25 protein-coding genes are annotated in these 24,859 nt (G+C 59.8%); 12 read left to right on the top strand and 13 right to left on the bottom strand.

What is annotated here, in order from left to right; all coding sequences use genetic code 11:
* Positions 1 to 26 precede the first annotated feature (26 nt).
* Together BLL36_RS19260 and BLL36_RS19255 are read right to left on the bottom strand one after the other, a co-directional pair.
* On the bottom strand, positions 27 to 632 hold the full coding sequence (locus tag BLL36_RS19260) for a tRNA-uridine aminocarboxypropyltransferase (protein ID WP_076952921.1): 606 nt from the start codon (positions 630 to 632) through the stop codon (positions 27 to 29).
* Positions 633 to 639: 7 nt separating this feature from the next.
* Positions 640 to 1,533, bottom strand: a complete 894-nt coding sequence (locus BLL36_RS19255) for a LysR family transcriptional regulator (protein WP_076952920.1) — start codon at positions 1,531 to 1,533, stop codon at positions 640 to 642.
* Positions 1,534 to 1,967: 434 nt separating this feature from the next.
* On the opposite strand from BLL36_RS19255, the gene speB reads away from it, so the two are divergent.
* Genes speB through BLL36_RS19235 form a run of 4 tightly spaced genes read left to right on the top strand, consistent with a single transcriptional unit; the run spans position 1,968 to position 6,291 of the window.
* Complete coding sequence (speB, locus tag BLL36_RS19250; RefSeq protein ID WP_064453522.1) at positions 1,968 to 2,918, top strand: agmatinase; 951 nt, start codon at positions 1,968 to 1,970, stop codon at positions 2,916 to 2,918.
* On the top strand, positions 2,918 to 3,340 hold the full coding sequence (locus BLL36_RS19245; RefSeq protein WP_076952919.1) for a YybH family protein: 423 nt from the start codon (positions 2,918 to 2,920) through the stop codon (positions 3,338 to 3,340). The genes speB and BLL36_RS19245 overlap by 1 nt, the downstream gene beginning before the upstream one ends.
* Before the next feature lie 21 nt (positions 3,341 to 3,361).
* Positions 3,362 to 4,873, top strand: a complete 1,512-nt coding sequence (locus BLL36_RS19240) for a purine-cytosine permease family protein (RefSeq protein ID WP_076952918.1) — start codon at positions 3,362 to 3,364, stop codon at positions 4,871 to 4,873.
* A gap of 35 nt (positions 4,874 to 4,908) precedes the next feature.
* Complete coding sequence (locus BLL36_RS19235) at positions 4,909 to 6,291, top strand: sodium:solute symporter (protein ID WP_076952917.1); 1,383 nt, start codon at positions 4,909 to 4,911, stop codon at positions 6,289 to 6,291.
* 27 nt (positions 6,292 to 6,318) lie between these two features.
* Here BLL36_RS19235 and BLL36_RS19230 read toward each other — a convergent pair whose 3' ends face one another.
* From BLL36_RS19230 to ptrR, 3 genes are all read right to left on the bottom strand, one after another.
* Entirely contained in the window at positions 6,319 to 8,439 is a 2,121-nt protein-coding gene (locus BLL36_RS19230) for an FAD-dependent oxidoreductase (protein ID WP_076952916.1), read from the bottom strand.
* 343 nt (positions 8,440 to 8,782) lie between these two features.
* Complete coding sequence (locus BLL36_RS31480) at positions 8,783 to 8,905, bottom strand: PA1414 family protein (protein WP_003193089.1); 123 nt, start codon at positions 8,903 to 8,905, stop codon at positions 8,783 to 8,785.
* Positions 8,906 to 9,047: 142 nt separating this feature from the next.
* Positions 9,048 to 9,941: a putrescine utilization regulator PtrR gene (ptrR, locus tag BLL36_RS19225; protein WP_076952915.1), complete on the bottom strand. Its 894-nt coding sequence runs from the start codon at positions 9,939 to 9,941 to the stop codon at positions 9,048 to 9,050.
* A 102-nt stretch (positions 9,942 to 10,043) separates the two neighbouring features.
* Between ptrR and BLL36_RS19220 the strand changes: the two genes are divergently transcribed.
* On the top strand, positions 10,044 to 11,249 hold the full coding sequence (locus BLL36_RS19220; protein WP_076952914.1) for an MFS transporter: 1,206 nt from the start codon (positions 10,044 to 10,046) through the stop codon (positions 11,247 to 11,249).
* On the opposite strand, the gene BLL36_RS19215 is transcribed toward BLL36_RS19220, so the two are convergent.
* Together BLL36_RS19215 and BLL36_RS19210 are read right to left on the bottom strand one after the other, a co-directional pair.
* Entirely contained in the window at positions 11,161 to 12,603 is a 1,443-nt protein-coding gene (locus BLL36_RS19215) for an NCS1 family nucleobase:cation symporter-1 (protein ID WP_076952913.1), read from the bottom strand. The two genes, BLL36_RS19220 and BLL36_RS19215, sit on opposite strands and share 89 nt — an antisense overlap.
* A 371-nt stretch (positions 12,604 to 12,974) precedes the next feature.
* Complete coding sequence (locus BLL36_RS19210) at positions 12,975 to 13,811, bottom strand: CvfB family protein (RefSeq protein ID WP_017134857.1); 837 nt, start codon at positions 13,809 to 13,811, stop codon at positions 12,975 to 12,977.
* Between the two features lie 336 nt (positions 13,812 to 14,147).
* Between BLL36_RS19210 and BLL36_RS19205 the strand changes: the two genes are divergently transcribed.
* From BLL36_RS19205 to BLL36_RS19195, 3 genes are all read left to right on the top strand, one after another.
* Positions 14,148 to 14,327 carry a hypothetical protein gene (locus BLL36_RS19205; RefSeq protein ID WP_003193095.1) on the top strand — a complete coding sequence of 60 codons (180 nt, stop codon included), beginning with the start codon at positions 14,148 to 14,150 and terminating at the stop codon, positions 14,325 to 14,327.
* Between the two features lie 205 nt (positions 14,328 to 14,532).
* Entirely contained in the window at positions 14,533 to 15,255 is a 723-nt protein-coding gene (locus BLL36_RS19200) for a TorF family putative porin (RefSeq protein ID WP_076952912.1), read from the top strand.
* Positions 15,256 to 15,323: 68 nt separating this feature from the next.
* Positions 15,324 to 16,190, top strand: a complete 867-nt coding sequence (locus BLL36_RS19195) for a DUF6279 family lipoprotein (RefSeq protein WP_076952911.1) — start codon at positions 15,324 to 15,326, stop codon at positions 16,188 to 16,190.
* A 129-nt stretch (positions 16,191 to 16,319) separates the two neighbouring features.
* Here the strand turns inward: BLL36_RS19195 and BLL36_RS19190 are convergent, their stop codons facing one another.
* Positions 16,320 to 16,709 (bottom strand): transcriptional regulator, encoded by a 390-nt coding sequence (locus tag BLL36_RS19190; protein WP_076952910.1) that lies wholly within the window; start codon positions 16,707 to 16,709, stop codon positions 16,320 to 16,322.
* 153 nt (positions 16,710 to 16,862) lie between these two features.
* On the opposite strand from BLL36_RS19190, the gene BLL36_RS19185 reads away from it, so the two are divergent.
* Positions 16,863 to 17,138, top strand: a complete 276-nt coding sequence (locus tag BLL36_RS19185; protein ID WP_076952909.1) for a hypothetical protein — start codon at positions 16,863 to 16,865, stop codon at positions 17,136 to 17,138.
* 99 nt (positions 17,139 to 17,237) lie between these two features.
* Here BLL36_RS19185 and BLL36_RS19180 read toward each other — a convergent pair whose 3' ends face one another.
* Entirely contained in the window at positions 17,238 to 18,581 is a 1,344-nt protein-coding gene (locus tag BLL36_RS19180; RefSeq protein ID WP_076952908.1) for a DEAD/DEAH box helicase, read from the bottom strand.
* Positions 18,582 to 18,775: 194 nt separating this feature from the next.
* On the opposite strand from BLL36_RS19180, the gene BLL36_RS19175 reads away from it, so the two are divergent.
* On the top strand, positions 18,776 to 20,074 hold the full coding sequence (locus tag BLL36_RS19175) for a mechanosensitive ion channel family protein (RefSeq protein ID WP_076952907.1): 1,299 nt from the start codon (positions 18,776 to 18,778) through the stop codon (positions 20,072 to 20,074).
* Positions 20,075 to 20,080: 6 nt separating this feature from the next.
* Here BLL36_RS19175 and BLL36_RS19170 read toward each other — a convergent pair whose 3' ends face one another.
* Positions 20,081 to 20,650: a TetR/AcrR family transcriptional regulator gene (locus BLL36_RS19170; protein WP_076952906.1), complete on the bottom strand. Its 570-nt coding sequence runs from the start codon at positions 20,648 to 20,650 to the stop codon at positions 20,081 to 20,083.
* A 167-nt stretch (positions 20,651 to 20,817) separates the two neighbouring features.
* Here BLL36_RS19170 and BLL36_RS19165 point away from each other — a divergent pair, with 167 nt between their 5' ends.
* Together BLL36_RS19165 and BLL36_RS19160 are read left to right on the top strand one after the other, a co-directional pair.
* Positions 20,818 to 21,606, top strand: a complete 789-nt coding sequence (locus tag BLL36_RS19165; protein WP_076952905.1) for an SDR family NAD(P)-dependent oxidoreductase — start codon at positions 20,818 to 20,820, stop codon at positions 21,604 to 21,606.
* Between the two features lie 86 nt (positions 21,607 to 21,692).
* Positions 21,693 to 22,691: an NADP-dependent oxidoreductase gene (locus tag BLL36_RS19160; RefSeq protein ID WP_076952904.1), complete on the top strand. Its 999-nt coding sequence runs from the start codon at positions 21,693 to 21,695 to the stop codon at positions 22,689 to 22,691.
* A gap of 18 nt (positions 22,692 to 22,709) precedes the next feature.
* Here BLL36_RS19160 and BLL36_RS19155 read toward each other — a convergent pair whose 3' ends face one another.
* From BLL36_RS19155 to BLL36_RS19145, 3 genes are all read right to left on the bottom strand, one after another.
* Positions 22,710 to 23,579 carry a carboxylate/amino acid/amine transporter gene (locus BLL36_RS19155; protein WP_076952903.1) on the bottom strand — a complete coding sequence of 290 codons (870 nt, stop codon included), beginning with the start codon at positions 23,577 to 23,579 and terminating at the stop codon, positions 22,710 to 22,712.
* A gap of 212 nt (positions 23,580 to 23,791) precedes the next feature.
* Positions 23,792 to 24,394: an FMN-dependent NADH-azoreductase gene (locus BLL36_RS19150; protein ID WP_076952902.1), complete on the bottom strand. Its 603-nt coding sequence runs from the start codon at positions 24,392 to 24,394 to the stop codon at positions 23,792 to 23,794.
* Between the two features lie 138 nt (positions 24,395 to 24,532).
* Positions 24,533 to 24,847 carry a 3-phosphoglycerate kinase gene (locus BLL36_RS19145; RefSeq protein WP_076952901.1) on the bottom strand — a complete coding sequence of 105 codons (315 nt, stop codon included), beginning with the start codon at positions 24,845 to 24,847 and terminating at the stop codon, positions 24,533 to 24,535.
* Between the last annotated feature and the right edge of the window lie 12 nt (positions 24,848 to 24,859).

Below are 24,859 nucleotides of genomic sequence, written 5' to 3'. Positions count from 1 at the left end.
CCGATGGCCGCGCCTCGATAACCCGCCTAACCCAAATGCTCGTCGCCATGATTTCTTTGAAAAATCTCCTGACCCATCGCCGCAATCTGCCCTTCGATCAGCGCTTCGAAGGGTTTGAGCAATGGCTCGAACGAGGTTGGCGCTTCCAGCACCTGCAACGCCTGTGTGATGGCTTCTACCGTCGACAGCGCCCCTGCGCTCGGTGCCTTGCGTAGCCGGTAACGCGAAATGCCGCCATCGTCCAACGTCACCCGTGGCAACGCCGCCAGCAGCGGATTGAGATGCAACAGTTTGCGCGCCTTGCGCCACGTGCCGTCGGGAACCACCAACAACAGCGGTTGATCCTCGGGCGCATAGGCTTGCAGCGGCTGGGCGTCATCCGCCGGAAACAGCAGCCGGGCCTGATAACCGGGCAGGTTCAATAAAGTCGCCAAATCCTCGAACACCTCTCCCACCACCAACTGCGCATTGTTCAAGCCCAGCGCTGCCAGACGCGCGGTGTTCAGCGCATGGCCGACCTCGCTCGGATGCTGCAGCAGCAACACACGGGTGCGGCTGTCGAGGCTGGGAATCAGCGCGCACAGGCAATGGCTGGTGGGGCGGTGGCAACGGGCACATTGCGGTCTGGACATGGTGTTTTCAGGCCTGGTTGAGCTGGGCTTTGAGCAGATCGCGAAAGGTCTGGATCAGCGGTTCGCGGCTGCGGCCACGGCGCATGATCATCGAGAACGGCGCCTGATAGCCGAAGGTGGCGGGCAGCAACACGCGCAAGTCGCCCTTGTCGGCCCACGCCTGGGCGTAGTGCTCCGGCAGGTAGCCGATATAGGCGCCCGACAGCACCAGTATCAGTTGCGCTTCCATACTTTCCACCGTGGCGGCGCTGTGCTTGAAGCCGTGGCGCGCCAGCTCCGCCTGGCTCCAGTAGCCGCGCCCCACCATACGCTGCTGGGTGATGACCTGCTCCGGAATGCGCCGCTCATTGAACAACGGGTGCCGAGAACTGCAATACAACCAATGCTGTTCACGATACAGCGGCATGTAGATCAGGCCGCTCATACGGTTGGAGAAGGCGCCGATGGCCAGGTCCAGGCGATTGTCCTGCACGCCCAGCTGCAGTTCATAGGGGCTCATCACCGATAAATGCAGGTGCACCGCCGGGTGTTCCAGGCTGTAGGCGCCGATCACCTCGGCGAACGGCAGGGCCTTGTCGCTGACGGTGGAATCGAGCACGCCGAGCTTGAGGGTGCCGCGCAACTCGCCCTTGAGTGCAGCGGCATATTGCTCGAAACCTTCCAACTCCCCCAAAAGACGCAGGGTTTCCTGATGGAACAGCTCGCCCTTGCTGGTCAGGCTGAAACCGCCCCGGCCACGATGGCACAGCACCAGGCCCAGCGCCGATTCCAACTGGCTCATGTAGGTGCTGATGGCCGACGTCGACAGGTTGAGTTCGTGCTGGGCGTTGGCAAACCCCTGGTGCCGCACGACGCTGACGAAGATGCGCAGGAGTTTCAGGTCGGGCAAGGCGTTGGCCATCGGTTCTCCGGATTCAACTGATGCAGCGCAATCCCTTGTGGGAGCTGGCTTGCCTGCGATTGCGGTGTGTCTGTCAGGTATCTACAGAATTTTCAAAGGCTGACAAATTCCCTGTAGTGAGCGGGCTTGTCCCGCGTTGGGCCGCGAAGCCGCCCCAATAAAGACACCGCGCAATTTCAGATAACCCACATCGCCTGGTTTGGGGCCGCTTCGCGGCCCAGCGCGGGGCGAGCCCGCTCACTACAAAGACGTCACAGGCAAGCCAGCTCCCACCCTGGACCGAGTTCGACAGGCCAGCATTGAAGCCGGGCAGTTTACCCCAGGCTTTAGTTTAGAAAAATCTGAACTAAGTATTTGCCCCTGCCGATTCTTTCGTATCCACGTATTTCGCAGAATCGGCCCCCAGATAACCACAACAACGATGAGGCACTCCCGTGGACAAGATTTTCCACCAACCACTGGGCGGCAACGAAATGCCGCGCTTCGCCGGCATCGCCACCATGATGCGTCTTCCTCACCTGCAAACGGCCAAGGGCCTGGACGCCGCCTTTGTCGGCGTGCCCCTGGACATCGGCACCTCGCTGCGCGCCGGTACCCGCTTCGGTCCGCGTGAAATCCGCGCCGAATCGGTGATGATCCGCCCCTACAACATGGCCACCGGCGCCGCGCCGTTCGACTCGCTGTCGGTGGCGGACATCGGCGACGTGGCGATCAACACCTTCAACCTGCTCGACGCCGTGCGCATCATCGAGGAAGCCTACGACGAGATCCTCGAGCACAACGTCATCCCGATGACCCTGGGCGGCGACCACACCATCACCCTGCCGATTCTGCGGGCGATCCACAAGAAACACGGCAAGGTCGGGCTGGTGCACATCGATGCGCACGCCGACGTCAACGACCATATGTTCGGCGAGAAGATCGCCCACGGCACCACCTTCCGCCGCGCCGTGGAAGAAGGCCTGCTCGATTGCGACCGCGTGGTGCAGATTGGTCTGCGCGCCCAGGGCTACACCGCCGAAGACTTCAACTGGAGCCGCAAACAGGGTTTTCGCGTGGTCCAGGCCGAAGAATGCTGGCACCACTCCCTCGCGCCGTTGATGGCCGAGGTGCGCGAAAAAGTCGGCGGCGGCCCGGTGTACCTGAGCTTTGATATCGACGGCATCGACCCGGCCTGGGCGCCCGGTACCGGCACACCGGAAATCGGCGGGCTGACCACCATCCAGGCGATCGAGATCATCCGTGGCTGCCAGGGCCTCGACCTGATTGGTTGCGACCTGGTAGAAGTTTCGCCGCCCTACGACACCACCGGTAACACCTCATTGCTGGGCGCCAACTTGCTGTACGAAATGCTCTGTGTACTGCCCGGCGTGGCGCATCGCTGATGGGCACGCACGAAGTGCTGCAAGCCGCCGCCGACCTGGTGGCGGCCTTCGCGCGCAATGACCGCGCCGCCTACTTCGACGCGTTCACGGCCGATGCCAGCTTTGTGTTCCATACCCTCCCCCAGCCGCTGCTGAGTCGCGATGCCTACCAGGCAGTGTGGGACAGCTGGCGCCGGGACGAGGGGTTCGAGGTGCTGTCTTGCGCCTCGAGCAACGCCTTTGTCAGCCTGCAGGGTGACGTGGCGATTTTCATGCATGACGTGGCCACCGAGCTGCGCATGAACGGGGAGCAATTCTTCAGCCAGGAACGCGAGACCATTGTCTTCAAAAGGCAAGGTGCTCGCACACAACAAGAACAAGGCCTGTGGCTGGCCTGTCACGAACATTTGTCCGCTATGCCGGAAGGGCTGCCGCCCCCTTAGCCAATGTGATCGGAGCTGATCATGAATAATAAAAACAACGATAAACGTATTCGCAAGATAGAAACCAACGGGGTCGAACAGATCCCCGACCACGAACGTACCGCCGGCCCCATGGACTTGTTCCGCCTGATCTTCGGCGGTGCCAATACCTTTGCTACCGCAGTGCTGGGTTCCTTCCCGGTGCTGTTCGGCCTGTCATTCCAGGCCGGCGTCTGGGCGATTGTGCTGGGCGTGCTGGTGGGTGCGCTGATCCTCGCACCCATGGGCCTGTTCGGGCCGCTCAATGGCACCAACAACGCTGTGTCTTCCGGTGCGCACTTTGGCGTACACGGACGGATTGTCGGCTCGTTTCTGTCGCTGCTGACAGCGATTGCCTTCTTCTCATTGTCAGTGTGGAGTTCAGGCGATGCGTTGGTGGGCGGTGCGAAACGCCTGGTCGGCTTGCCGGAAACCGACCTGACCCTGGGCCTGGCCTACGGCGTGTTCGCCCTGCTCGTCCTGACGGTGTGCATCTACGGCTTTCGCTTCATGCTGTGGGTCAACCGCATCGCGGTGTGGGCGGCGAGCCTGTTGTTTCTGCTGGGTGTGTTCGCGTTTGCACCGGCGTTCGACAGCCAGTTCGCCGGCTCCGTCGCCATGGGCCAGCCCGGGTTCTGGGCAGCGTTCATCGGCGCGGCACTGGTGGCCATGAGCAACCCGATTTCCTTTGGCGCCTTCCTGGGTGACTGGTCGCGCTATATCCCGCGCCAAACACCGAAAATACGCATCATGCTGGCCGTCGTCGCGGCACAGATCGCCACCCTGATCCCCTTCCTGTTCGGCCTGGCCACTGCGACCATCGTGGCGATCAAGGCACCGGACTACATCGCGGCCAACAACTATGTCGGCGGTTTGCTGGCGGTGGCGCCCACCTGGTTTTTCCTGCCGGTGTGCCTGATCGCGGTGATCGGCGGCATGTCCACCGGCACCACATCGCTGTACGGCACCGGGTTGGACATGTCCAGCGTGTTCCCGCGCCTGTTGTCGCGGGTCAGGGCCACGCTGCTGATTGGGGTGATGTCGATTGCCTTCATCTTTATCGGACGTTTCGCCGCCAACCTGGTGCAGAGCGTATCGACCTTCGCCGTCCTGATCATTACCTGCACCACGCCGTGGATGGTGATCATGATCATCGGCCTGATCGTGCGTCGCGGCTTCTACTGCCCGGACGACTTGCAGGTGTTCACCCGCGGTGAAACCGGCGGCCGCTACTGGTTCAGCCATGGCTGGAACTGGCGCGGGCTGGGGGCGTGGATTCCAAGTGCGCTGGTGGGCCTGTGCTTCGTCAACCTGCCGGGGCAGTTTGTCGGGCCACTGGGAAGTCTGGCAGGTGGCATCGATATCAGCCTGCCGGTGACGCTGGGGTTGGCCTCGGTGGTGTACCTGACCTTGCTTCGTGTATTTGCCGAACCTGTGGCCGTGTACGGGCCGACCGACCCCCGCAGTAAGCGCACGGATGCGCGCGTTAAACCGGCGCTGCAACCCGCCGCCTGATCGCCCATAAAAAAGACAATTGGAGAATCGCCGTCATGGCTTTGGATTTATTCGTCGTACTCATCTACGCCGCCGGCATGCTGGTGCTCGGCTACTACGGCATGCGCCGCGCCAAAACCCACGAAGACTACCTGGTGGCCGGGCGCAACCTGGGCCCGTCGCTGTACATGGGCACCATGGCCGCTACGGTGCTGGGCGGTGCATCGACCGTCGGCACCGTACGCCTGGGCTATGTGCATGGCATCTCGGGCTTCTGGCTGTGTGCCGCGCTGGGCGCGGGGATCATCGCGCTGAACCTGTTCCTGGCCAAGCCGCTGCTCAAGCTGAAGATCTTCACCGTGACCCAGGTCCTGGAAAAACGCTACAACCCCATGGCTCGCCAGGCCAGCGCGGTGATCATGCTGGCCTACGCCGTGATGCTGGGCGTGACCTCGGTGCTGGGGATCTGCACCGTGCTGCAAGTACTTTTCGGCCTGCCCTTCTGGGCCTCGGTACTGCTCGGCGGTGGCGTGGTGGTGGTGTACTCGACCATCGGCGGCATGTGGTCGCTGACGCTCACTGACATCGTGCAATTCGTGATCAAGACTGTCGGCCTGATGTTCATCCTGTTGCCGATCTGCCTGTACCGCGTCGGCGGCTGGGACGAACTGGTGGCCAAGCTGCCGGCGTCGAGCTTCAGCTTCACCGCGATCGGCTGGGACACGATCATCACCTACTTCATGATCTACTTTTTCGGCATCCTGATCGGCCAGGACATCTGGCAACGGGTGTTCACCGCCCGTAATGAAAAGGTCGCCAAGTACGCAGGCACCTTCGCCGGTTTCTACTGCATCCTCTACGGCCTGGCCTGTGCGCTGATCGGCATGGCGGCGCATGTGTTGATCCCGGACCTGGACAACGTCAACAACGCCTTTGCCGCGATCGTCAAAGTGTCGCTGCCCGACGGTATTCGCGGCCTGGTGATCGCCGCTGCCCTGGCGGCGATGATGTCCACCGCCAGTGCCGCCTTGCTGGCCGCCTCCACCGTTCTGACCGAAGACCTGCTGCCGCGCTTGCGTGGCGGCAAGCAGTCGAGCCTGGCGGTCAACCGCCTGTTCACACTGCTGACCGGTATGCTCGTGCTGGGTATCGCGCTGGTGGTGAGTGATGTGATCAGCGCCCTGACCCTGGCCTACAACCTGCTGGTGGGCGGCATGTTGATTCCGCTGATGGGCGCGATTTTCTGGAAGCGCGCGACCACGTCGGGGGCAATTACGTCCATGATCCTGGGCTTTGTGACGGCGCTGGTGTTCATGTTCAAGGATGGGCTGGACGCGAACACGCCGATTTACTACAGCCTGACGGTTGGGCTGGTGAGTTTTGTCGTGGTGAGTGTGTTGTCGCGCAAGCCGGACGCGGCGGTGGCTCGGGCGGTTTGATGCATAGCGGGGTCTAGAACGGTTTCTTCAGCGGGCGCGACGTCGGATGTCGTGCCCGTTTTTTTCATTCAACTTAGCGTTTGCCTGGATGATTTCCTGGACCAGAGAGGCCCAGACCAATCCCTGGGTTGTGCCTGCGGCATACGTTCCCCCTGCCGCGATACGATGATGGGCGGACCAATAAACTATCGAAAGTCCATCCGGCGTGCCGGGTCTGGCACATTCGATAATGTGCAAGTCGCCCGTTTCGATCGCCTTGCGGTAGGACATTGGAAAATGCCGAGCAACCGCCGCGAGACAAGCAGCCAATATCTGCTCCTTGCACTCCGGCGTTGAATCGGACGGAACCTGCCCGCCGGAAACGAGAATGTAGTCCCGATCCAAGCGGCAATTCATGACGCCGATTGGTAAATCATACTGCAACTTGAGTCCGCGCATCCCGGCGCCTTCATGACCGGTAGCACGCAGCTTGAAAAACCAGCCAATGATCGGAATTACTCTTGGCTCCTCTACCCCCGTGGCAGTGACGACAAAGTGCTCTCTGCTCAGCTCAGCAATTTCGACCGAACTCAGATGTTGAGACAGAAACTGAACGCCAGAGCACTGCAAAAGCGCTTCCAGCTCATTCATCAAATAAACAAACTCTAAATCGTAGCCCGATACTTCAATAGCCCGGCCGATCCCAGGGATTCCAAAACGTGCCTGGAATTGCCGTTGGCTGATCTCTGTAAGTTCATGTCCTGGCTTGCCGCTCGGCCAAGTCCTGTTTTCGATATCACGTTGCTCGCGGATCGCGGCCTCTATGCCACTGGCATCCTCCATATAGACTCGTACAATCGGTGCCCGTGCAAATCGTGCCAGCGATGGGTTGTCGGCCAGTAGCTTTTCAAAGAGCTCAATGCCCGCGCGATTGCACTCAACGGTCAGTTGCTGGTTTCCAGGCATTAGATAGTCGTTATGCAGTGGCTTTGCGGTCGTCTCCGTTGCTGACAGATGGCGCATGTTCACCTTTTTATGACTTGCGCCATCGCTCTCCTGACTTCCTCCATATACGGTGACCTGATAGTTCGCGAGACGAAACATTACGGCCTGGAGCAGACCGTTAATACCTCTGCCGATGATCGACACGCGAGGTGCACTGGTACACACCCGTAGAGAAGGGATCGTCAATGAGTGTGCAAGTTTGCGCCTGACGAGACCGCGCAAGGCCGTCAAGCTCAGTTGAACGCAAACCGCGTAGTCCAGGTCGCAATGGCAGGCTTCGGTAGTTGCCGCCTGTGTAGTCAGCGTCGCCGGGTTGCGCCATGTGGAGACATCGCAGCCAAGGGTTTGCGTGCGTATGCCAAACGCGTCCAATGTCGTAGGCCCATAGTCCAGAATAAGCTGGACGCCTTCAGCGACTGCCAGCGCGTGCAACGCATCGTCGCTAAACACATCCGGCTTGGCGACACAGACCAGGCGCGCGTGTTCCTGCATACCCTGAATCAGGAGCGGATCGATGCGATAGGTGGAGTCATCATTCAGGGATAAGCAGATCGCGACAGCAGTGGCTCCCTCCAGCGCCTCTGACCAGCCCACCACAAATGACACGCGGCTATCGTAAAAGGCCCCGCCGTGAGTGTCCGGCGATCGACCGTGCCGAACCAACACCTTGATCCGGACATCCGGATCTCGATCAAGCAATAATTTGACAAGCTCTTTTCCCACGTTGCCGTATCCGAGTACGCAGACATCGGCGGGCATGGAGCCATCGGCCAGTGTCAGCCAGTGCGCAATATAAGCCGCAACGTGCGGTGCGTTGATCCCGGGCGTATTGACCACTCGGATGCCGTTGGATTTGCACAAATCGAGTTGCACCTTGTCCAGGCTTGTTCCTCTGCGGATCAGGTTGAGGTCGCCAAATGGGTGGGATACACGCCATTGGGCAATGACATCCGCATCGATGACCTGGTCTCCAACGACGATGGTTGTTGGGCGCAGGACTGCGATCTGCAGGAGCAGCGTTTGCCTGGTTAAGGTCGGGGGAAGAAACACGACGTTACTGGGTGCGTCAGCCTTCCAGGCTTTCGACACAGGTGCGATATGTAAAACACAGTCGGTTGTGGCGATGAGTGATGCGGCGACCGGCGGAACCGAAGAGAGCGGCATGGCGTGTCTCCAACAATCCTGACGTATTGGAGCACCTCGAAAGGCGCATGGGCTTGGTCCGAAACAAGTTGTCTCGTTCTCTGAGGGAACCCAACCTACGCGCGTTTTTTAAAACAAATAAGCCAGCCGATTCTGACAATCCGGTAGTCCAGCTCCGACAACTGAACGCCAAAAGCCTGATAGACAGGCATAAATCCGGTTTTTTCGTTATGCACAAACAATTGTGGGAGCGGGCTTGCTCGCGAATGCGGTGTGTCAGTCAACTTTTCATCGACTGATACACCGCATTCGCGAGCAAGCCCGCTCCCACATGGGAATTGTGCGGCGGTTTAGAGAACGGCGTTTACCGCCGGCGCGGACGCCGCTGCTCGTCGTCTGTACGAATAGGCACCGGCTGCAGCGGAGGCTCGATCAAGCCCAGTGCAACACCCAGATCATGGAGCCAGTTTTGAATTTTCTCTTTCATGGTTGCCCCCCTTGAGGGTAATGCTGGTAGGCGCAAGTTCTGTCACCTTTTCCTACATTGATAGTAGCCCTAAGTCCTACGTAATGCTTGAACGAAACCACAACGAACTATTACTGAATTGATACAAATCCTGACGGATCGCTCAAGCAATCGCACGTGCGTCCTGCGGGACCTCGGCCTTGCCCCTCTGCTGCAGGTCGATCCATGCGTTGAGATTAGCGCCGAGCATACCTTTTCGCCACATCAGCCAGGTGGTCGCAGTGGCAAAAGGCCCTACCAACGGATGAACGGACACGCTGTCCTTGCCTGGCAGGCTGTCGAGCATGGATTCGGACATCAACGCCACGCCTGACCCGGCGATCACACAGGCGAGCATGCCTTGGTAGGATTCGATCTCGATTGCCCGGCCCATGGCTACGCGCTCGTGGGAAAACCAGGTTTCCAGGCGCGTTCGGTAGGCGCAACTGCGACGGAAGGTGAACACCGCGCGCCCCGCCACGTCCTGCGGCCCGCGTACAGGCGGGTGATCGGCTTCGCAAATCAACACCAGGCGTTCTTCGCACAGGGCCACACCGTCCAGGGAGGCAATCGTGATGGGACCGTCCACAAACGCAGCGTCCAGCCGACCGGTCATCAAACCTTCGAGCAATTCACCGCTGGGCGCCGATTGCACCTGAAGGTTCACCTGCGGATAAGCCTTGTGATAGCGCGCGAGCAGCTTGGGCAGATGAACTGCTGCCGTGCTGTACATGCTGCCCAACACAAAGTCACCCGCCGGTTGCCCTCCTTGCACCGCGCCGTGGGCTTCGTCGTGCAGGGCCAGCAGACGGGTGCTGTAGTCCAGCAGCACTTTGCCCGCAGGGGAAAGCTGCAAGCGTTGACGCTCGCGAATGAACAGCTCGACGCCCAGTTGTTCTTCCATCTGCTTGAGCCGAGTCGACAGGTTTGACGGTACCCGATGCAGACGCTCGGCAGCGCGGGTGATGGAGCCCTCCTGCGCCACGGCCTGGAAAATGCGCAGCTGACTGAACTCCATACCTTTCTCCAAAACTGAACAAGTTACTCACTATTATTCAATTTTACAGAAAGTCAATGCGCTTTAGCCTGAGGTGATTCGCTTACCCGCAGGAACCTGACCATGTCGCCCTTGATTCGCTTACTTGCCAGCTTTGTCGCCCTGATGATGGCGATGGGCATCGGCCGCTTCGCCCTCACCCCACAAATGCCGCACTTGCTCAGTGAGGGGCAGGTCGACCTGACCGGCGCCGGGCTGATTGCCGCCGCCAATTATCTGGGCTACCTGGTCGGTGCGGTGGATTCGATCTTTGCGCGCAGCCATCAACATGTCCGCGGGCGTTTGTATGGTGGGTTGTGGCTATGCGTGCTGTTGACCCTGGCGTCGTCCTGGGCGCATGGCTTCTGGCCGCATCTGTTGCTGCGCTTTGGTACCGGTGTCGCGAGTGCCTGGGCACTGGTGATGATCACCAGCCTGAGCCAGCCGCTGGCGCTCGCCGCCGGGCGCCCGCGCCTGGGTGCATTGGTATTTGCCGGGCCAGGCATGGGGATTGTGTTGACCGGGTTGCTGGCGCTGGGCTCAAACCTGTTGGGACAAAGCTCGGCCACGTTGTGGCTGGTGTATGGCGTGGTGGCATTGCTGATGTTATTGGTGATTTCGCCTTGCCTGCCCAAGCCTTCCGTCAGCGCAACCTTTGCCGGGCCTGCCGACACGGGCAGCAATGGCAGCATTGCGCATTTATGCTGGATCTATGTGTTGTTTGGCCTGGGCTACATTATCCCGGCAACGTTCCTGTCACAGATGGCCAGCGCACAGTTCAAGGGCGCCTGGCAGGCTGATCTGTTCTGGCCGTGCTTTGGCCTGGCCGCGGCGATTGGCGTGGGAGTGGCCAGTCTGCGTCGCAAAGACCCGCACACCACCCGCCGCTGGCTGACGGCCACCCTATGGCTGCAGGCGGCCGGAGTGTTTGCCTGCCTGCTTGACAACGGCTGGGGCTTGGCACTGGGAGTGTTGCTGTGTGGCGGACCGTTCCTGGCCTGTATGCAACTGGTAATGGCGCGTCTGCGGGACGTTGCCCCTCACGGCTATCAACGTAGCACCGGGTTGCTGACCGCCAGCTTCGCCATCGGCCAATTGAGCGGGCCATTGCTGGCCGCGGTGAGCAGTCATCTCAGCGATGGCTTGCAACCGGCCTTGGTTATTGCCGGTTGCGGCCTGGTGCTGGCGGGCGCGGTATTGGTCAGCCGGCAACCAATGGCAGGGGCGTGCGAACCCGCTCTCGCCGCGCAAGCACCAGGAAAAACAGCCCTCCCAGGAAGCAGCCGGTAAACCAGGCAAAGTTGGCCATGCCCTGCAAGGCCGGAGTAAAGGTGATCGCGACGCCGACCAGGGTCGCCGGCACCAGCGCCTTGACCGCTGTCCAGTTCACGCCGCCATCGAAGTAGTAACGCCCGCTCGGGCTGTCGTCAAACAGCGCATCCACGTCGATCTGCTGTTTTTTGATCAGGTAGAAATCCACCAGCAGAATCCCGAACAGCGGGCCGATAAACGCTGCGAGAATATCCAGGGTGTAATGGATCATCAGAGGGTTATTGAACAGGTTCCACGGCGTGATGAAAATCGATGCCACGGCAGCGATCATTCCACCGGCGCGCCAACTGATCCTGCTGGGTGCGACGTTGGCGAAGTCAAACGCCGGGGACACGAAGTTGGCCACGATATTGATGCCGATGGTCGCCGTCACGAAGGCAAAAGCGCCGAGCAACACCGCCATGCTGTTATCGATGCGCGACACCGTGGCGATCGGGTCGTGCAGCATTTCACCAAACACGGGCAACGTGCCCGAGACGATCACCACGGTAACCAGGGAAAACGCCAGGAAATTCACCGGCAGCCCCCAGAAATTGCCCCGTCGTACATCCTGCATGCTGCGGCAGTAGCGGCTGAAGTCACCAAAATTCAGGGTCGGCCCGGAGAAGTAAGACACCACCAGCGCCGTCGCCACAATCACCTGGCCAAACGCCTGCCAGCCAGAGAGGGATTTCTCCCCCAGGGTAAAGCTGATGTTCGACCAGCCAGCCTTCCACACGATCCAGCCGGCGAGCGCAAACATCACCGCATACACCACCGGCCCCGCCCAATCGATAAAACGGCGGATAGACTCCATGCCGGCCCAGAACACCGCCGCCTGAAGTAACCACAGGCTGAGAAACCCGAACCAGCCAAGGTAGGAGAGGCCTGCAAAATGCGGCTCTGCATACACCGCCATCTGTGGGAAAAAACGCAGCACCACGATGATCAAGGCACTTGAGGCCAGATACGTCTGGATCCCGTACCAGGCCACGGCGATTAATCCGCGAATCACAGCAGGAATGTTCGCGCCGAACACTCCGAACGCCAATCGGCAAATCACCGGGTAGGGCACGGCGGCCTGCTGGCTGGGCTTTGCCACCAGGTTGGCGATCAACTGCACGATGCAGATGCCGGCAAGCAAGGCGATCAAGACTTGCCAGCTGGCCAGCCCAAGGGCGAACAGGCTGGCGGCGAACACATAACCACCAACGCTATGCACGTCGCTCATCCAGAAGGCGAAGATGTTGTACCAGGTCCACTTTTGCGGCAGTGGGCCAAGGTCCTTGTTGTACAGGCGGGGGCTGTAGCCTTTGGGCAATTGTTCGGTCATCGCTGGGCTCCTCGAAGTACCAGCCTGCGCTTGCGTCACGGGTGTGCATACGGAAGGCGGCCGGGTTGTATACGAGGAAGTGAGCAGAATGCGTGCCAATTGAACGCAATCCCTACGGCGCGGCGTTCCAAACGGTGAGATATCGATCTTAAGACCGGCGCGCGCTCAGCAACGGTGCACGTGAATCCTGTACACAATCATCGGTGCACTCGATGTGCACACAAATAATCTACCGAACGGCCGGTTGCCCCTGGCCATGTTCATGCTTGCAGGAACGAGCGTGCTCGCGAAAATACTCCAGGCGCATCACGGTTCGGATTGCACCTTTTTTCGCGAGCTAGCTTGCTTCTACATGAAAAACCAAAGCGCGTTTAGCTTAGTTCAATGCGATCCGCGTGAATCACAATCTGGCCCTGTTTATACAGCGCACCAATCGCCTTCTTGAAGTTACCCTTGCTCACGCCGAACAAGTTGCTGATCACGGCGGGGTCGCTTTTGTCGCTCACCGGCAAGGTGCCGTTGTTCTCACGCAACTTGGCCAGGATCTTCGAGTTCAGGCTGGAGGCCGCTTCCTGACCAACCGGTTGCAGGCTCAGGCTGATATTGCCGTCGGCGCGGATTTCCTTGATAAAGCCCTTTTCTTCCTTGCCCGGACGCAGGAACTTGAACACTTCGTTCTTGTGGATCAAGCCCCAGTGCTTGTTGTTGATGATCGCCTTGAAACCCATGTCAGTGGCTTCGGCCACCAGCAGGTCGACTTCCTGGCCTACCTGGTAATTGGCCGGCGTCTTATCCAGGTAGCGGTCCAGGCGCGCAGTCGCGGTAATGCGCTTGGTGTGTTTGTCGAGGTAGACGTGCACCACGCAGTATTCGCCCGCGGTCAACTGACGCTTCTCTTCGGAATACGGCAGCAACAGATCCTTGGGCAAGCCCCAGTCGAGGAACACGCCAATACTGTTGACCTCTACCACTTTCAAACTGGCGAATTCACCCACCTGAACTTTGGGCTTTTCAGTGGTGGCGATAAGTTTGTCATCGCTGTCCAGGTAAATAAAAACGTTAAGCCAGTCTTCATCTTCACTGGGAATATCTTTGGGGATATAACGATTGGGCAAGAGGATTTCACCGTCTTGCGCCCCGTCCAGGTACAAACCAAAGTTAGTGTGCTTAACCACTTGCAAGCTGTTGTAGCGCCCGACCAAAGCCATTTTCAAATACCCTCATTGCGTGGGCGGCATTCTACCCGAGTTGCGAGCGCCACGCGCGCGCGCCTGCAAAAACGCGGGCTCACGTGGCGATCCAGTGGCACGGGCCGGTGGTCGCCCCCGCTCGTCCGAAGATTGCGCGCAATTTCCAGAAGCAGCCACACAGCAGTCACGCCATGGTTTCGAGGCAAAACAGTAAGTTAGAGGCTTATTTCCTCCCTGGACTTTGATTTATTCTTGGGCGCCACGCTTATTCCAAGGGGATATTTACCAAGCAATTGTCAAGTATTTCCTGTACGATGCCTGGCCAAGTTAATTTTCTACAGGTTAGTGGCCGCCATGCGTGTAAAAGCATCCAACAGCAAAGCAAAGCCAGCTCCAGCCGTTGAAACCAGCGAGTCGATCAACAGCCAGATCGCTGCGTTCCTCAAGTCCGGTGGCGAAATCCAGCAAATTGCCAAGGGCGTGAGCGGCCAGACTTTCGGCCCATCCAAGCAGATCAGCCTGGGTAAAAAGTAATATCGCGCAACACACCTGGTCCCTAAGCGTCTTGCCTTCAAGGCGCTAGGACTAGAGCCCGAAATACCCTCGCTGCACATTGATCATCGCGCTAATCGACGAACGGACCTCATCCCTCGACAATCGTCGGTATGCTTGCACACGTCTAGCACGGGCATCTGCCCGATTTTTCCGTCACTGCTCCTCGCTTTTCATGGAGTGAAGCATGCTCAAATCCTGCGTCATCCTGTTCAGCGTCCTTGCCGTCTGCCCCCTCGCCCATGCGCAGATCTTCCAGCGCGAATTGGGCGACTTCGACCTGAAACTGGGCACCACCCCCAGCCGCAGCATGGCCCAGGGGCTGGTCAAACCGACCGCCCCCGGCAGCGACGCGTTCCATGGCGGGCTGGACCTGAGCCACGATAGCGGCCTGTACTTCGGCCAGTTTTCACCGAACATGGGCCTGTCGCCGGCCAGCACACTCGAGGTCGACTCCTATATGGGCTTCAAACAGCCCTTCGACCAGACGCTGGGCTACGAAGTGGGTTTGATCCACTACAGCTATCCCAAGCTCAGCCCCCTCGACAGCCAGGCGTTTTACGGCGGCCTGAACCTGCTGGGCAATCGCTTCGGCGTCTCCTTCAGCCATGATCCGGACCGACAGGACAGCACGCTGTTCGCCGACCTTGGCGGCACGCAGCCCTTCGGGATTGGCGTGAGCATGAAATACACCACCCACCAGCTCGGCACCCCCACCTCGGTGGACGGCGGCGCCATCAGCAGCTTCAGCGACTGGTCGGTGCAGCTCTCCCGCGCCTGGAAAGGCGTCGACCTGGACCTTATCTACAGCGACTCCAGCCTCAGTGGCGGCGATTGCTCGGCCTACTCCGGACACAATTCGCAATGCGACGGCCTATTGACCTTGAAGGCCGTACGATCGTTTTATTGACAGGCTGAACTGTCGCCCCCGTCGCGGGTTCACATGCGTTAACTCTCTTACTGCGCAAGGACCCGCCCATGCTACGTCGGCTCAAACTTCTGGTGCTGCTGCTGAGCCTTAGCCTGGTGTTCGCCGGCTGCAGTCGCGTGGGCCTGGCCTACCGCAACCTGGACGTGATCATCCCCTGGACCCTCAATGACTACCTGGACATGAATGCCGGGCAGAAGAGCTGGTTCAACGACAAACTCAAGGAACACCTGGCCTGGCACTGCACCACGCAACTGCCGGGTTACCTGGATTGGCTGGATCGCCTGCAGCAGATGGTCGACAGCAACCAAGTCACCGATGCGGCATTGCAAGCCCGAACCGTCGAAGCCAAGCAAGCCATCGCCGAGGTCGCCCGTGAGATCACCCCTTCGGCCATCGAGCTGCTGCAAGGCCTGGATGACCAGCAGGTAAAAGAAATGAACGACGCCCTGGCCAAGGACTTGCGCAAGCGCCAGGACGAATTCCTCAAGCCGCCCCTTGCGCAGCAGATCAAGGAGCGCGCCGAGCGTATGAGCAAGCGCTTGGATGCCTGGATCGGCCCGTTGAGCGACAGCCAACAGAATCGCGTGACGGCGTGGTCCATGGCGCTGGGGGATCAGAATAAGGAATGGATCGGCAACCGCGCGAACTGGCAGGCGCAATTTATCCAAGCCGTTCAGCAACGCCACAACGCCGACTTCCCGCAGAAGATTCAGCAATTGCTGGTGGACCGGGAAAGCCTGTGGACGCCGGAATATCGCGCGGCTTATGGGCGCACGGAAGCGGCGGCGCGCAGCCTGATTGTCGACTTGATGGCTGAAAGCACTGCACAGCAGCGCCTTAAGCTCACGCAAAAAATCGACGGTGTACGCAGCGACTTCAAGGCGCTCAAATGCCTCAAGGCCGCTACAAATTAAAACCTGTGGGAGCGGGCTTGCTCGCGAAAGCGGTGTATCAGTCGACATATCCGGTGACTGACATTACGCATTCGCGAGCAAGTCGAAGCGTCGAACCGCCGCTCCCACATTTGCTCGGTGTAATGCCATTCAGGCAATTTGGGCCTTGGAGGCCACTTCAGCAAACGTCGCCGGCTCCAGTGCATCCGCTTGCTCATCCAATACCTGGCGCGGGTGGTCATTGCCGGGAATGGAGCTGTCGATCAACGCCAGCAGCTGTGCGCCCAACGCCGTCAAAATAAAATTCTCGCCATTGCCGCCCTCTTCCTCGGGGCGCGATTCAATGAAGCCGCGCTTGAACAGCAGCGCCTCGTAATCTGCCGCAGTCTTTTTCAGCGCGTCCAGATTGCCGGTGGACTCGCCCGCCGTCGCCTTCTCGGCCGCTTCCTGCTCGGCGTATTTACGCGGTGCAAAGCTACCCTCGCCGTTCTGCACTTCATGCAGCAGACGTTCGATCAGATCCCAGTTGTAAGTCGTCATCCTGATTCCTCCTGCAGGCCCACGAAAAAGTAGCCCGTCAGGACTGTGACACGCCCCCTCAGTGGCCGTTCAGCCTGATCGACGGGCGTTGGTTCGCTGAACTTTCCAGACGTTCGCACCCTCAATCGAATACAACCGCCAAGGAGGTACCCGATGAAAACCCTGAGAGACCTGGCCGTCGCCGCCGCACTCATGAGTGCACTGCCCGCCTGGGCCTGCACGCCAGAAGAAGCGACCGCCAAGCGCGAGCAATTGGCCCGGGAAGTCACCCAACTGACCGAGCAGAACCCGACCAAGGCCAAGGAGATGAACGAGGAGCTACAGAAGATGGACCTGGATACGGAAAGCGCCGAGTTTCCTGACAAATGCCAGTTGATCGATGCGCGGCTCAAGGAACTCAAGGAAGCAGCGGTCAAAGCCAAAAACTGAGTGCAGGAACGGGACGCAGAGCATCCCGGGATGCATTCCCACGCGGAGTGGGAACGATCAAACCGGACAATCGTCCGGTTTTTTCATATCAGCCCAAGCTTACTCGGCAGCCGGCGCTTCCGGCTTGCGGCGCTTGAGCGGCGCCATGCCGTCCTTGCTGACAAGGGACAGGTTGTCGGTCTTCGGCCGGTTGGCAATCTTGCGCTTGGTCGGCGACTTGCCGACTTTCTTCTTGTCGCCCTTGGCGTCGACTTTTTTCTTCTTCACGCCAACGGCCTTGCCCGACGCCTTGACCTTCTTCGGCCCGGTGTAGGTGCCTTTGACTTCCTTGATGGTGCGACGCTCGAACGACTGCTTGAGATAGCGCTCGATGCTCGACATCAGGTTCCAGTCGCCGTGGCAGATCAGCGAGATGGCCAGGCCATCATTGCCGGCACGCCCGGTACGGCCGATACGGTGTACGTATTCGTCGCCGCTGCGCGGCATGTCGAAGTTGATCACCATGTCCAGGCCATCGACGTCCAGGCCGCGCGCGGCTACGTCGGTGGCAACCAGTATCTTCACGCCGCCAGCCTTGAGGCGGTCGATGGCCAGCTTGCGGTCCTTCTGGTCCTTCTCACCGTGCAGCACGAACGCCTTGTATTCCTGGGCGACCAGGCGACCATAGATGCGGTCGGCCGCAGCGCGGGTGTTGGTGAACACGATGGCTTTCTGATAGGTCTCGTTGGCCAGCAGCCAGTTGAGAATCTGCTCTTTGTGCACATTATGGTCAGCGGTAACGATCTGCTGGCGCGTGGTAGCGTTCAGGTCGCTGACGTTGTTGACCTGCAAGTGCTCAGGGTTGTTCAGGATCTTGGCGACCATGTCGCGCAGGGTCGAACCGCCGGTGGTGGCGGAGAACAGCATGGTCTGCTGGCGGTTGACGCATTCAGCGACCAGGCGCTGCACGTCGTCGGCAAAGCCCATGTCGAGCATGCGATCGGCTTCGTCCAGCACCAGCACTTCGACTTCCTTGAGGTCGAGGTTGCCGGCGTTGAGTTGCTCGATCATGCGACCTGGCGTACCGATCAGGATGTCCGGCACCTTGCGCAGCATGGCGGCCTGCACCTTGAAATCTTCACCGCCGGTGATCAGGCCGGACTTGATGAAGGTGTACTGCGAGAAGCGCTCCACTTCCTTCAACGTCTGCTGGGCCAGCTCGCGGGTCGGCAGCAGGATCAGGGTCTTGATACTGACACGGACTTTGGCCGGACCGATCAGGCGATGCAGGATCGGCAGGACGAAAGCGGCGGTCTTGCCGCTACCGGTTTGAGCCGTCACCCGCAGGTCACGCCCTTCGAGCGCGAGCGGGATGGCCGCTGCCTGCACAGGCGTAGGCTCGACAAATTTAAGCTCGGCCACGGCTTTGAGCAGGCGTTCGTGCAGGGCGAATTGGGAAAACACGGGTGCTACCTCGAAGAAATACAAAAAAACAGCTGCATAGGGTACCGGTTTCGCGCGTCCAAACCGAGTTTCTTTACGCGAACGGTTGTATTGAGCCGCTTTTTTGTCAGGACATTTGTCCACGACGTCAACATTGCTGCACTTAAATGCTCTAATCGCCCCCCTGTTGTCCCACAGAAGAATCGGTTTCACCCATGGATATCAAACAGCTCTGGCTCAACCTCCAGGACCTCTGGGGCGCCCTCGATGAACACCCGCTGCTGCATGCCAGTCTCGGCTTGCTGGTATTGCTGGTCGTGGCCCTGCTGCTCGGCCGCGTGGCGCGCTACCTCACCCTCCACGCCATCAAATTGCTCGGCCGGCAACCGGCGCTGCATTGGCTCAACGACCTGCGGCACAACAAAGTCTTCCATCGCCTGGCGCAAATGACGCCCTCCCTGGTCATCCAGTTCGGCCTGTACCTGGTGCCGGACCTGAGCAAGACCGCGATCCTGTTCATCGGCAACGTCGCCCTGGCGCTGACGATCCTGTTCCTGGTGCTGGCCATGAGTGCCCTGCTCAGTGCCTTGCTGGATATCTATGCGCGCACTGAACATGCACGCACCCGCTCGATCAAGGGCTACGTGCAGTTGGCGAAGATGGTGCTGTTCGTGTTTGGCGCGATCATTATTGTCGCCACCCTGATCGATCGTTCGCCGCTGTTGCTGCTGTCGGGCCTGGGTGCGATGTCGGCGGTGATCCTGTTGGTCTACAAGGACACCCTGCTGTCATTCGTCGCCAGCGTACAACTGACCAGCAATGACATGCTGCGGGTCGGCGACTGGATCGAAATGCCCCAGGTCGGCGCCGACGGCGATGTGGTGGATATCACCTTGCACACGGTCAAGGTGCAGAACTTTGACAAGACCATCGTCTCCATCCCCACCTGGCGCCTGATGTCCGAGTCGTTCAAGAACTGGCGCGGCATGCAGCAATCCGGCGGGCGCCGCATCAAGCGCAGCCTGTTCATCGATGCCAGCGGCGTGCGCTTCCTGCATGACGATGAGGAGCTGCGCATGACCCAGGTGCACCTGCTCACCGACTACATCGGGCGCAAGCAGGCCGAACTCAAGGCCTGGAACGAAGCCCAGGGCCACAGTGCGCAGTTATCGGCCAACCGCCGCCGCATGACCAACCTCGGCACCTTCCGCGCCTACGCACTGGCTTACCTGAAAAGCCACCCGGACATCCAGCCGAACATGACGTGCATGGTGCGCCAGATGCAAACCACCGCCCAGGGCGTGCCGCTGGAAATCTACTGCTTTACCCGCACCACGGTGTGGGCCGATTACGAGCGGATCCAGGGCGATATCTTTGATTACCTGCTGGCGGTACTGCCGGAGTTTGGCTTGAGCCTGTACCAGCAGCCCAGTGGCAACGATTTGCGCGCGGGAATAGCGCCGGCGGTAATGGGAGCCAGCCATTTGCCTGCCCCCGAAAACAATCTGGTGTAATCGCTTCTATTGCGGCAATGACGCGGTCATTTCAGCACGGCAAACCTCCAGGATTTCGTCCGCGAGGGGAGCGTCATCCGGGCATGCCCGCGACAACATGACCGCGCCGATTGCATGGGCCAGCATGTCGATCATCTTTGCGCGCGCAACGTCCCTGGGCGCTTGTTCATCCGACTGGTATTTTTGCTGGAGCTTGGCCAGCGTGCGCTCTATCCCTTCGGCAAAGGTCGCCTTGAACTCGCCCGATTGACGTGCGGCGTCCCCGCACAGCGCTGCCAGAGTGCACCCCTCGCTCCTGCCGTCGCGGTGGTCTCGCGACACGTAAAAACTGATGAATTGCCGCAAGTCCAGGCTTTCAGTGCTGGCCACCGACTGCGAAAGACTGGTGGCCGCCGCTTCCGCCATCAGATCCGCCTTGGAACCAAAATGCTTGTAGAAACCGCCCTGGGTAAAACCGGCCGCGGCCATAAGCTCCGCCACCCCCACGCCATCGTAGCCGCGCTCACGAAACAGTTCTGAAGCCGTCTTCACGATATGCGCTCGATTGGCCAGTGACTGTGCCTTGGTGATTTTCATGTGTTCGCCTCTGCATCGCTGAGCAATGACCGCATCTTACTATGATGTCGATCACAATCAAAAACATTGACAGTTTTGATTACGGATAACATCATAAATGCGCTGTCGCGAATTCCGCGATCACGGCGCCTATCCCCTGTCGACTTTCCAAGCAGAGAATTCCCCCCATGAACACCACCGATACCGTTCTGATCACCGGCGCCTCCACTGGCATCGGCGCCACCTATGCCGAGCGTTTCGCACAACGCGGGCACGACCTTGTACTGGTAGCGCGCGACAAGACTCGCCTGGACGCCCTCGCCGCAACATTGCGCGAAAAATACAAGGTCGCTGTGGATGTCCTGCAAGCTGACCTGACCCGAATCGACGACTTGAAGACCGTTGAAGCTCGCCTGCGCGATGACGCACGCATCACCCTGTTGGTCAACAATGCCGGCGCCGCGCAGTCGGGCAGCTTCATCGAACAGTCCACCGACAGTGTGGCAAACCTCGTCGCCTTGAACACCACGGCATTGGTGCGGCTGGCCAGCGCCATCGCGCCGCGCCTGGCACAGGCAGGCAAGGGTGCGATCATCAACATCGGCTCGGTCGTCGGCCTGGCTCCGGAATTCGGGATGACCGTGTACGGCGCAACCAAGGCGTTCGTGCTGTTTCTTTCCCAAGGCATGAGCCTGGAGCTCTCGCCCAAAGGCGTGTATGTGCAAGCCGTTCTCCCGGCAGCCACACGCACGGAGATCTGGGACCGGGCGGGTATCGACGTCAACACCCTCAGTGAAATCATGGAAGTCGACGACCTGGTCGATGCCGCACTGCTCGGGTTTGATCGCCGTGAGCCGGTGACCATTCCCCCGCTGCATGACGCCGCCCGTTGGGATGCCTTGCAGGCGGCGCGCCAGGGCTTGCTGGCGCAGATCCGGCAGTCCGAGGTTGCCGAGCGTTATCACGCCAACGCCTGATCAACGCAGCCCTCGACGCTGTTACAGGTTTGTCACGGTAACAGCGTCGCCTTCAGGCGCACTCAGAACCCTAAGAGCCCATCATCATGAAAGCCTTTTTTATCGAACGTTACGGCAAGGACAAGGGACGCATCGGCGAGGTGCCCGCGCCTGAAGTGGGGCCCCACGATGTGCTGGTCCAAGTGCATGCGGCAAGCGTCAACGTCCTGGATTTGAAGATTCGCAAGGGCGAATTCAAACTGATCCTGCCGTATTCATTCCCACTGGTCCTCGGTAATGACCTGGCCGGCGTCGTGGAGCGTGTGGGGCCCGCTGTACGGCGCTTCAAGCCGGGCGACGCTGTCTATGGACGCCCGCCCGAGCAGCGCATCGGCAGCTTCGCCGAGTTGATCGCGGTGCACGAAGATGCCCTCGCGTTGAAACCCGCCTCTATCGGCATGGAACAAGCGGCCGCCCTGCCCTTGGTCGCTCTGACAGCCTGGCAGGTGCTGGTGCAAACCGCCCAATTGAAAAAAGGCCAGAAAGTCTTTATCCATGCCGGTTCCGGCGGCGTCGGCAGCGTTGCCATCCAGCTCGCCAAGCACCTGGGTGCGTTCGTTGCGACCACCACCAGCACAGACAATGTGGAATGGGTCAAGGCGCTGGGCGCCGACCTGGTGATCGACTACAAACAGCAGGATTTCGAGCGTGTGTTGCAGGGCTACGACGTCGTGCTGAACAGCCTCGGCGCCGATGCCTTGCACAAGTCCCTTGCCATTTTGAAACCAGGCGGCAGGCTCATCTCGATCTCGGGACCGCCGACACCCGCATTCGCCCAAGAGCAAAAGCTGTCCTGGGTCCTGGGCCTGGTGATGCGGATGTTAAGCCGCCGGGTCCGCGCCAAGGCGCGCAAACGGGGCGTCGACTATGGGTTCGTGTTCATGCGCGCCAGTGGTGCGCAATTGGAGAAGATCACTGCGCTTGTGGAGTCGGGGATTATCCGGCCGGTGCTCGACCGGACCTTCCCTTTCGAGGCAACCGCCGAGGCCCTGAGCTACGTTGAACAAGGCCGATCCAAGGGCAAGGTGGTGATTACGCTGAGGTAAGCACGACCACCAGTGCGATCAGTGTGAACGCACTGGCGCCGCGCGCAGGCCCAGGCGGCTGATCCACACCGCGCCCAGAATCACCAACCCACCCAACGCCAGGCGCCCCAGCGGTTCGTGCTGGTTCCAGATCAGCAGGTTCAGCAGCAGGCCCACCGGCACATGCAAGTTGTTCATCACCGCCAGGGTGCCGCCATTGACCAGGCAGGCGCCCTTGTTCCACCAGTACAAACCCAGCGCAGTGCTGACCAACCCGAGGAACACCAGCACGCCCCATTGCAGCGGTGCTTCGGGCAGGAAGTCGGACTTGCCGAACAACAGGAACGCCGGCAGTACCACCAGCAAGGCGCCCAGGTAGAAATAGCCGAAACGTCGATAGTGCGGCAAATCGCTCGGGTAACGCGCCACCAGATGTTTGTACATCACCTGCCCGGCGGCGTAGGTGAAGTTGGCCAGTTGCAGTAGTAGAAATCCCATCAGGAAGTGCGGGGTGATCTGGTCGAAACGAATCACCGCCGCGCCCGCTACCGCGACCAGCGCGGCGATCAATGCCCAGGGGTTGAAGCGCCGGTTGAGGGCATCTTCGATCAGGGTCACATGCAGCGGCGTGAGGATGGTGAACAGCAGCACCTCCGGCACCGTGAGCACGCGAAAGCTCAAGTAGAGGCACACATACGTCACGCCGAACTGCAACGCGCCGATCACCAGCATGCCGCGCATGAAGGCCGGCTCCACCGAGCGCCAGCGGGTCAGCGGGATGAACACCAGCCCGGCCAGCACGACGCGCACCAGCACCGCGAAATAGCTGTCGACGTGACCGGCGAGGTATTCGCCGATCAAGCTGAAGGAAAATGCCTGTATCAGGGTGACAACCAGTAAATAGCCCATGTTCGCCTCGTTTCGTATGGGCGCGACATTAAAGGTTTTCGCCGGTTGAAGAAACTCGGGGCAAAAAAAACCCGACCTCGCTGAAGCGGCAGTCGGGCAGGAGCACTCAGGAGCAGAAAGTGCAAAGGGAGGTTCGATACGCGTACGTGAAGGGTTTGCGTGGAGCGATAAAAACACCCCGCGATTATGTGACCATTAAACGACCCGCCGGCTCAGGCGACGAGTTGAACCAGCAAGGCCTTGGCGTGGTTGATGCCTTTTTCCTGGAAATCTGCGCTCAGGTTCACCCCTTCGGCGTGAATGAAGGTGACATCGTGAATGCCGATAAAAGCCATGACCTGGCGCAAGTAAGGTTCCTGGTGATCGGAGCTGGCGCCGGTATGGATGCCGCCGCGAGCGGTGAGCACAATGGCGCGCTTGCCGATCAGCAGACCCTGAGGGCCGGTGGCGGTGTATTTGAAGGTCACACCGGCCCGCAACACATGATCCAGCCAGGCCTTGAGCGTACTGGGGATGGCGAAGTTGTACATCGGTGCAGCCATCACCAGCACGTCGGCCGCCAGCAGTTCGTTGGTCAATTCGTCGGAGCGGTCCAGGGATGCCTGTTCACGCTCGTTGCGTTGCTCCGCCGGCTTCATCCAGCCGCCGAGCAGGTTTGCGTCCAAGTGCGGGACCGGGTTGAGCGCGACGTCACGCACGGTGATCCGGTCCGCCGGGTGGGCGGCCTGCCACTGACTGATGAACTGCCGGGTCAGCTGGCGCGAGATTGAATCCTGCTGGCGGGCGCTGCTTTCGATGATCAGAACATTGGACATGGCTTTGTAGGCTCCATCGGAAATTGCTGTAAGTCGATGGAGTGAAGATTAAACAGAGCCAATTCGATTAAAAAGCGCAAAAAACTGCTATAACCCATCTATAAATTTGTTTATATACCCGCGTGTTCCGCCATCGGCTTATTTCGGCGCGCAGGCCAGGGCGATACGCATCTTGATAATGGCGCGGTTGAACTTGGCGGTGGTGTTGGTGCTTTTACCCGCCGACACCGTGACCGTCCTGCGGCGCGGTGCCTCCGGGCCGTTGGTGAAGATTACCGAGCAGACGGCGTCCCGGGTGCCGTAGTTATTGAGCTGGATCGAGCTGATATCGCCATCCACATCGGAGGCGGTGTAATCGATGCTCACGCCGTCGATCTTTTTCGTCACGTCGATGGGGTAGGCAAACGCGCTCATCGGCAGCAGCGCCAGCAACACACAACAGAATTTTCTCATTCGGCAGTCTCC

Origin of the sequence: Pseudomonas cedrina subsp. cedrina (assembly GCF_001983175.1) — a bacterium.
GTDB classification, from domain to species: domain Bacteria; phylum Pseudomonadota; class Gammaproteobacteria; order Pseudomonadales; family Pseudomonadaceae; genus Aquipseudomonas; species Aquipseudomonas cedrina.
The sequence above is the reverse complement of the archived record's forward strand: the minus strand, read 5'-3'. Positions and strand labels throughout refer to the sequence as shown.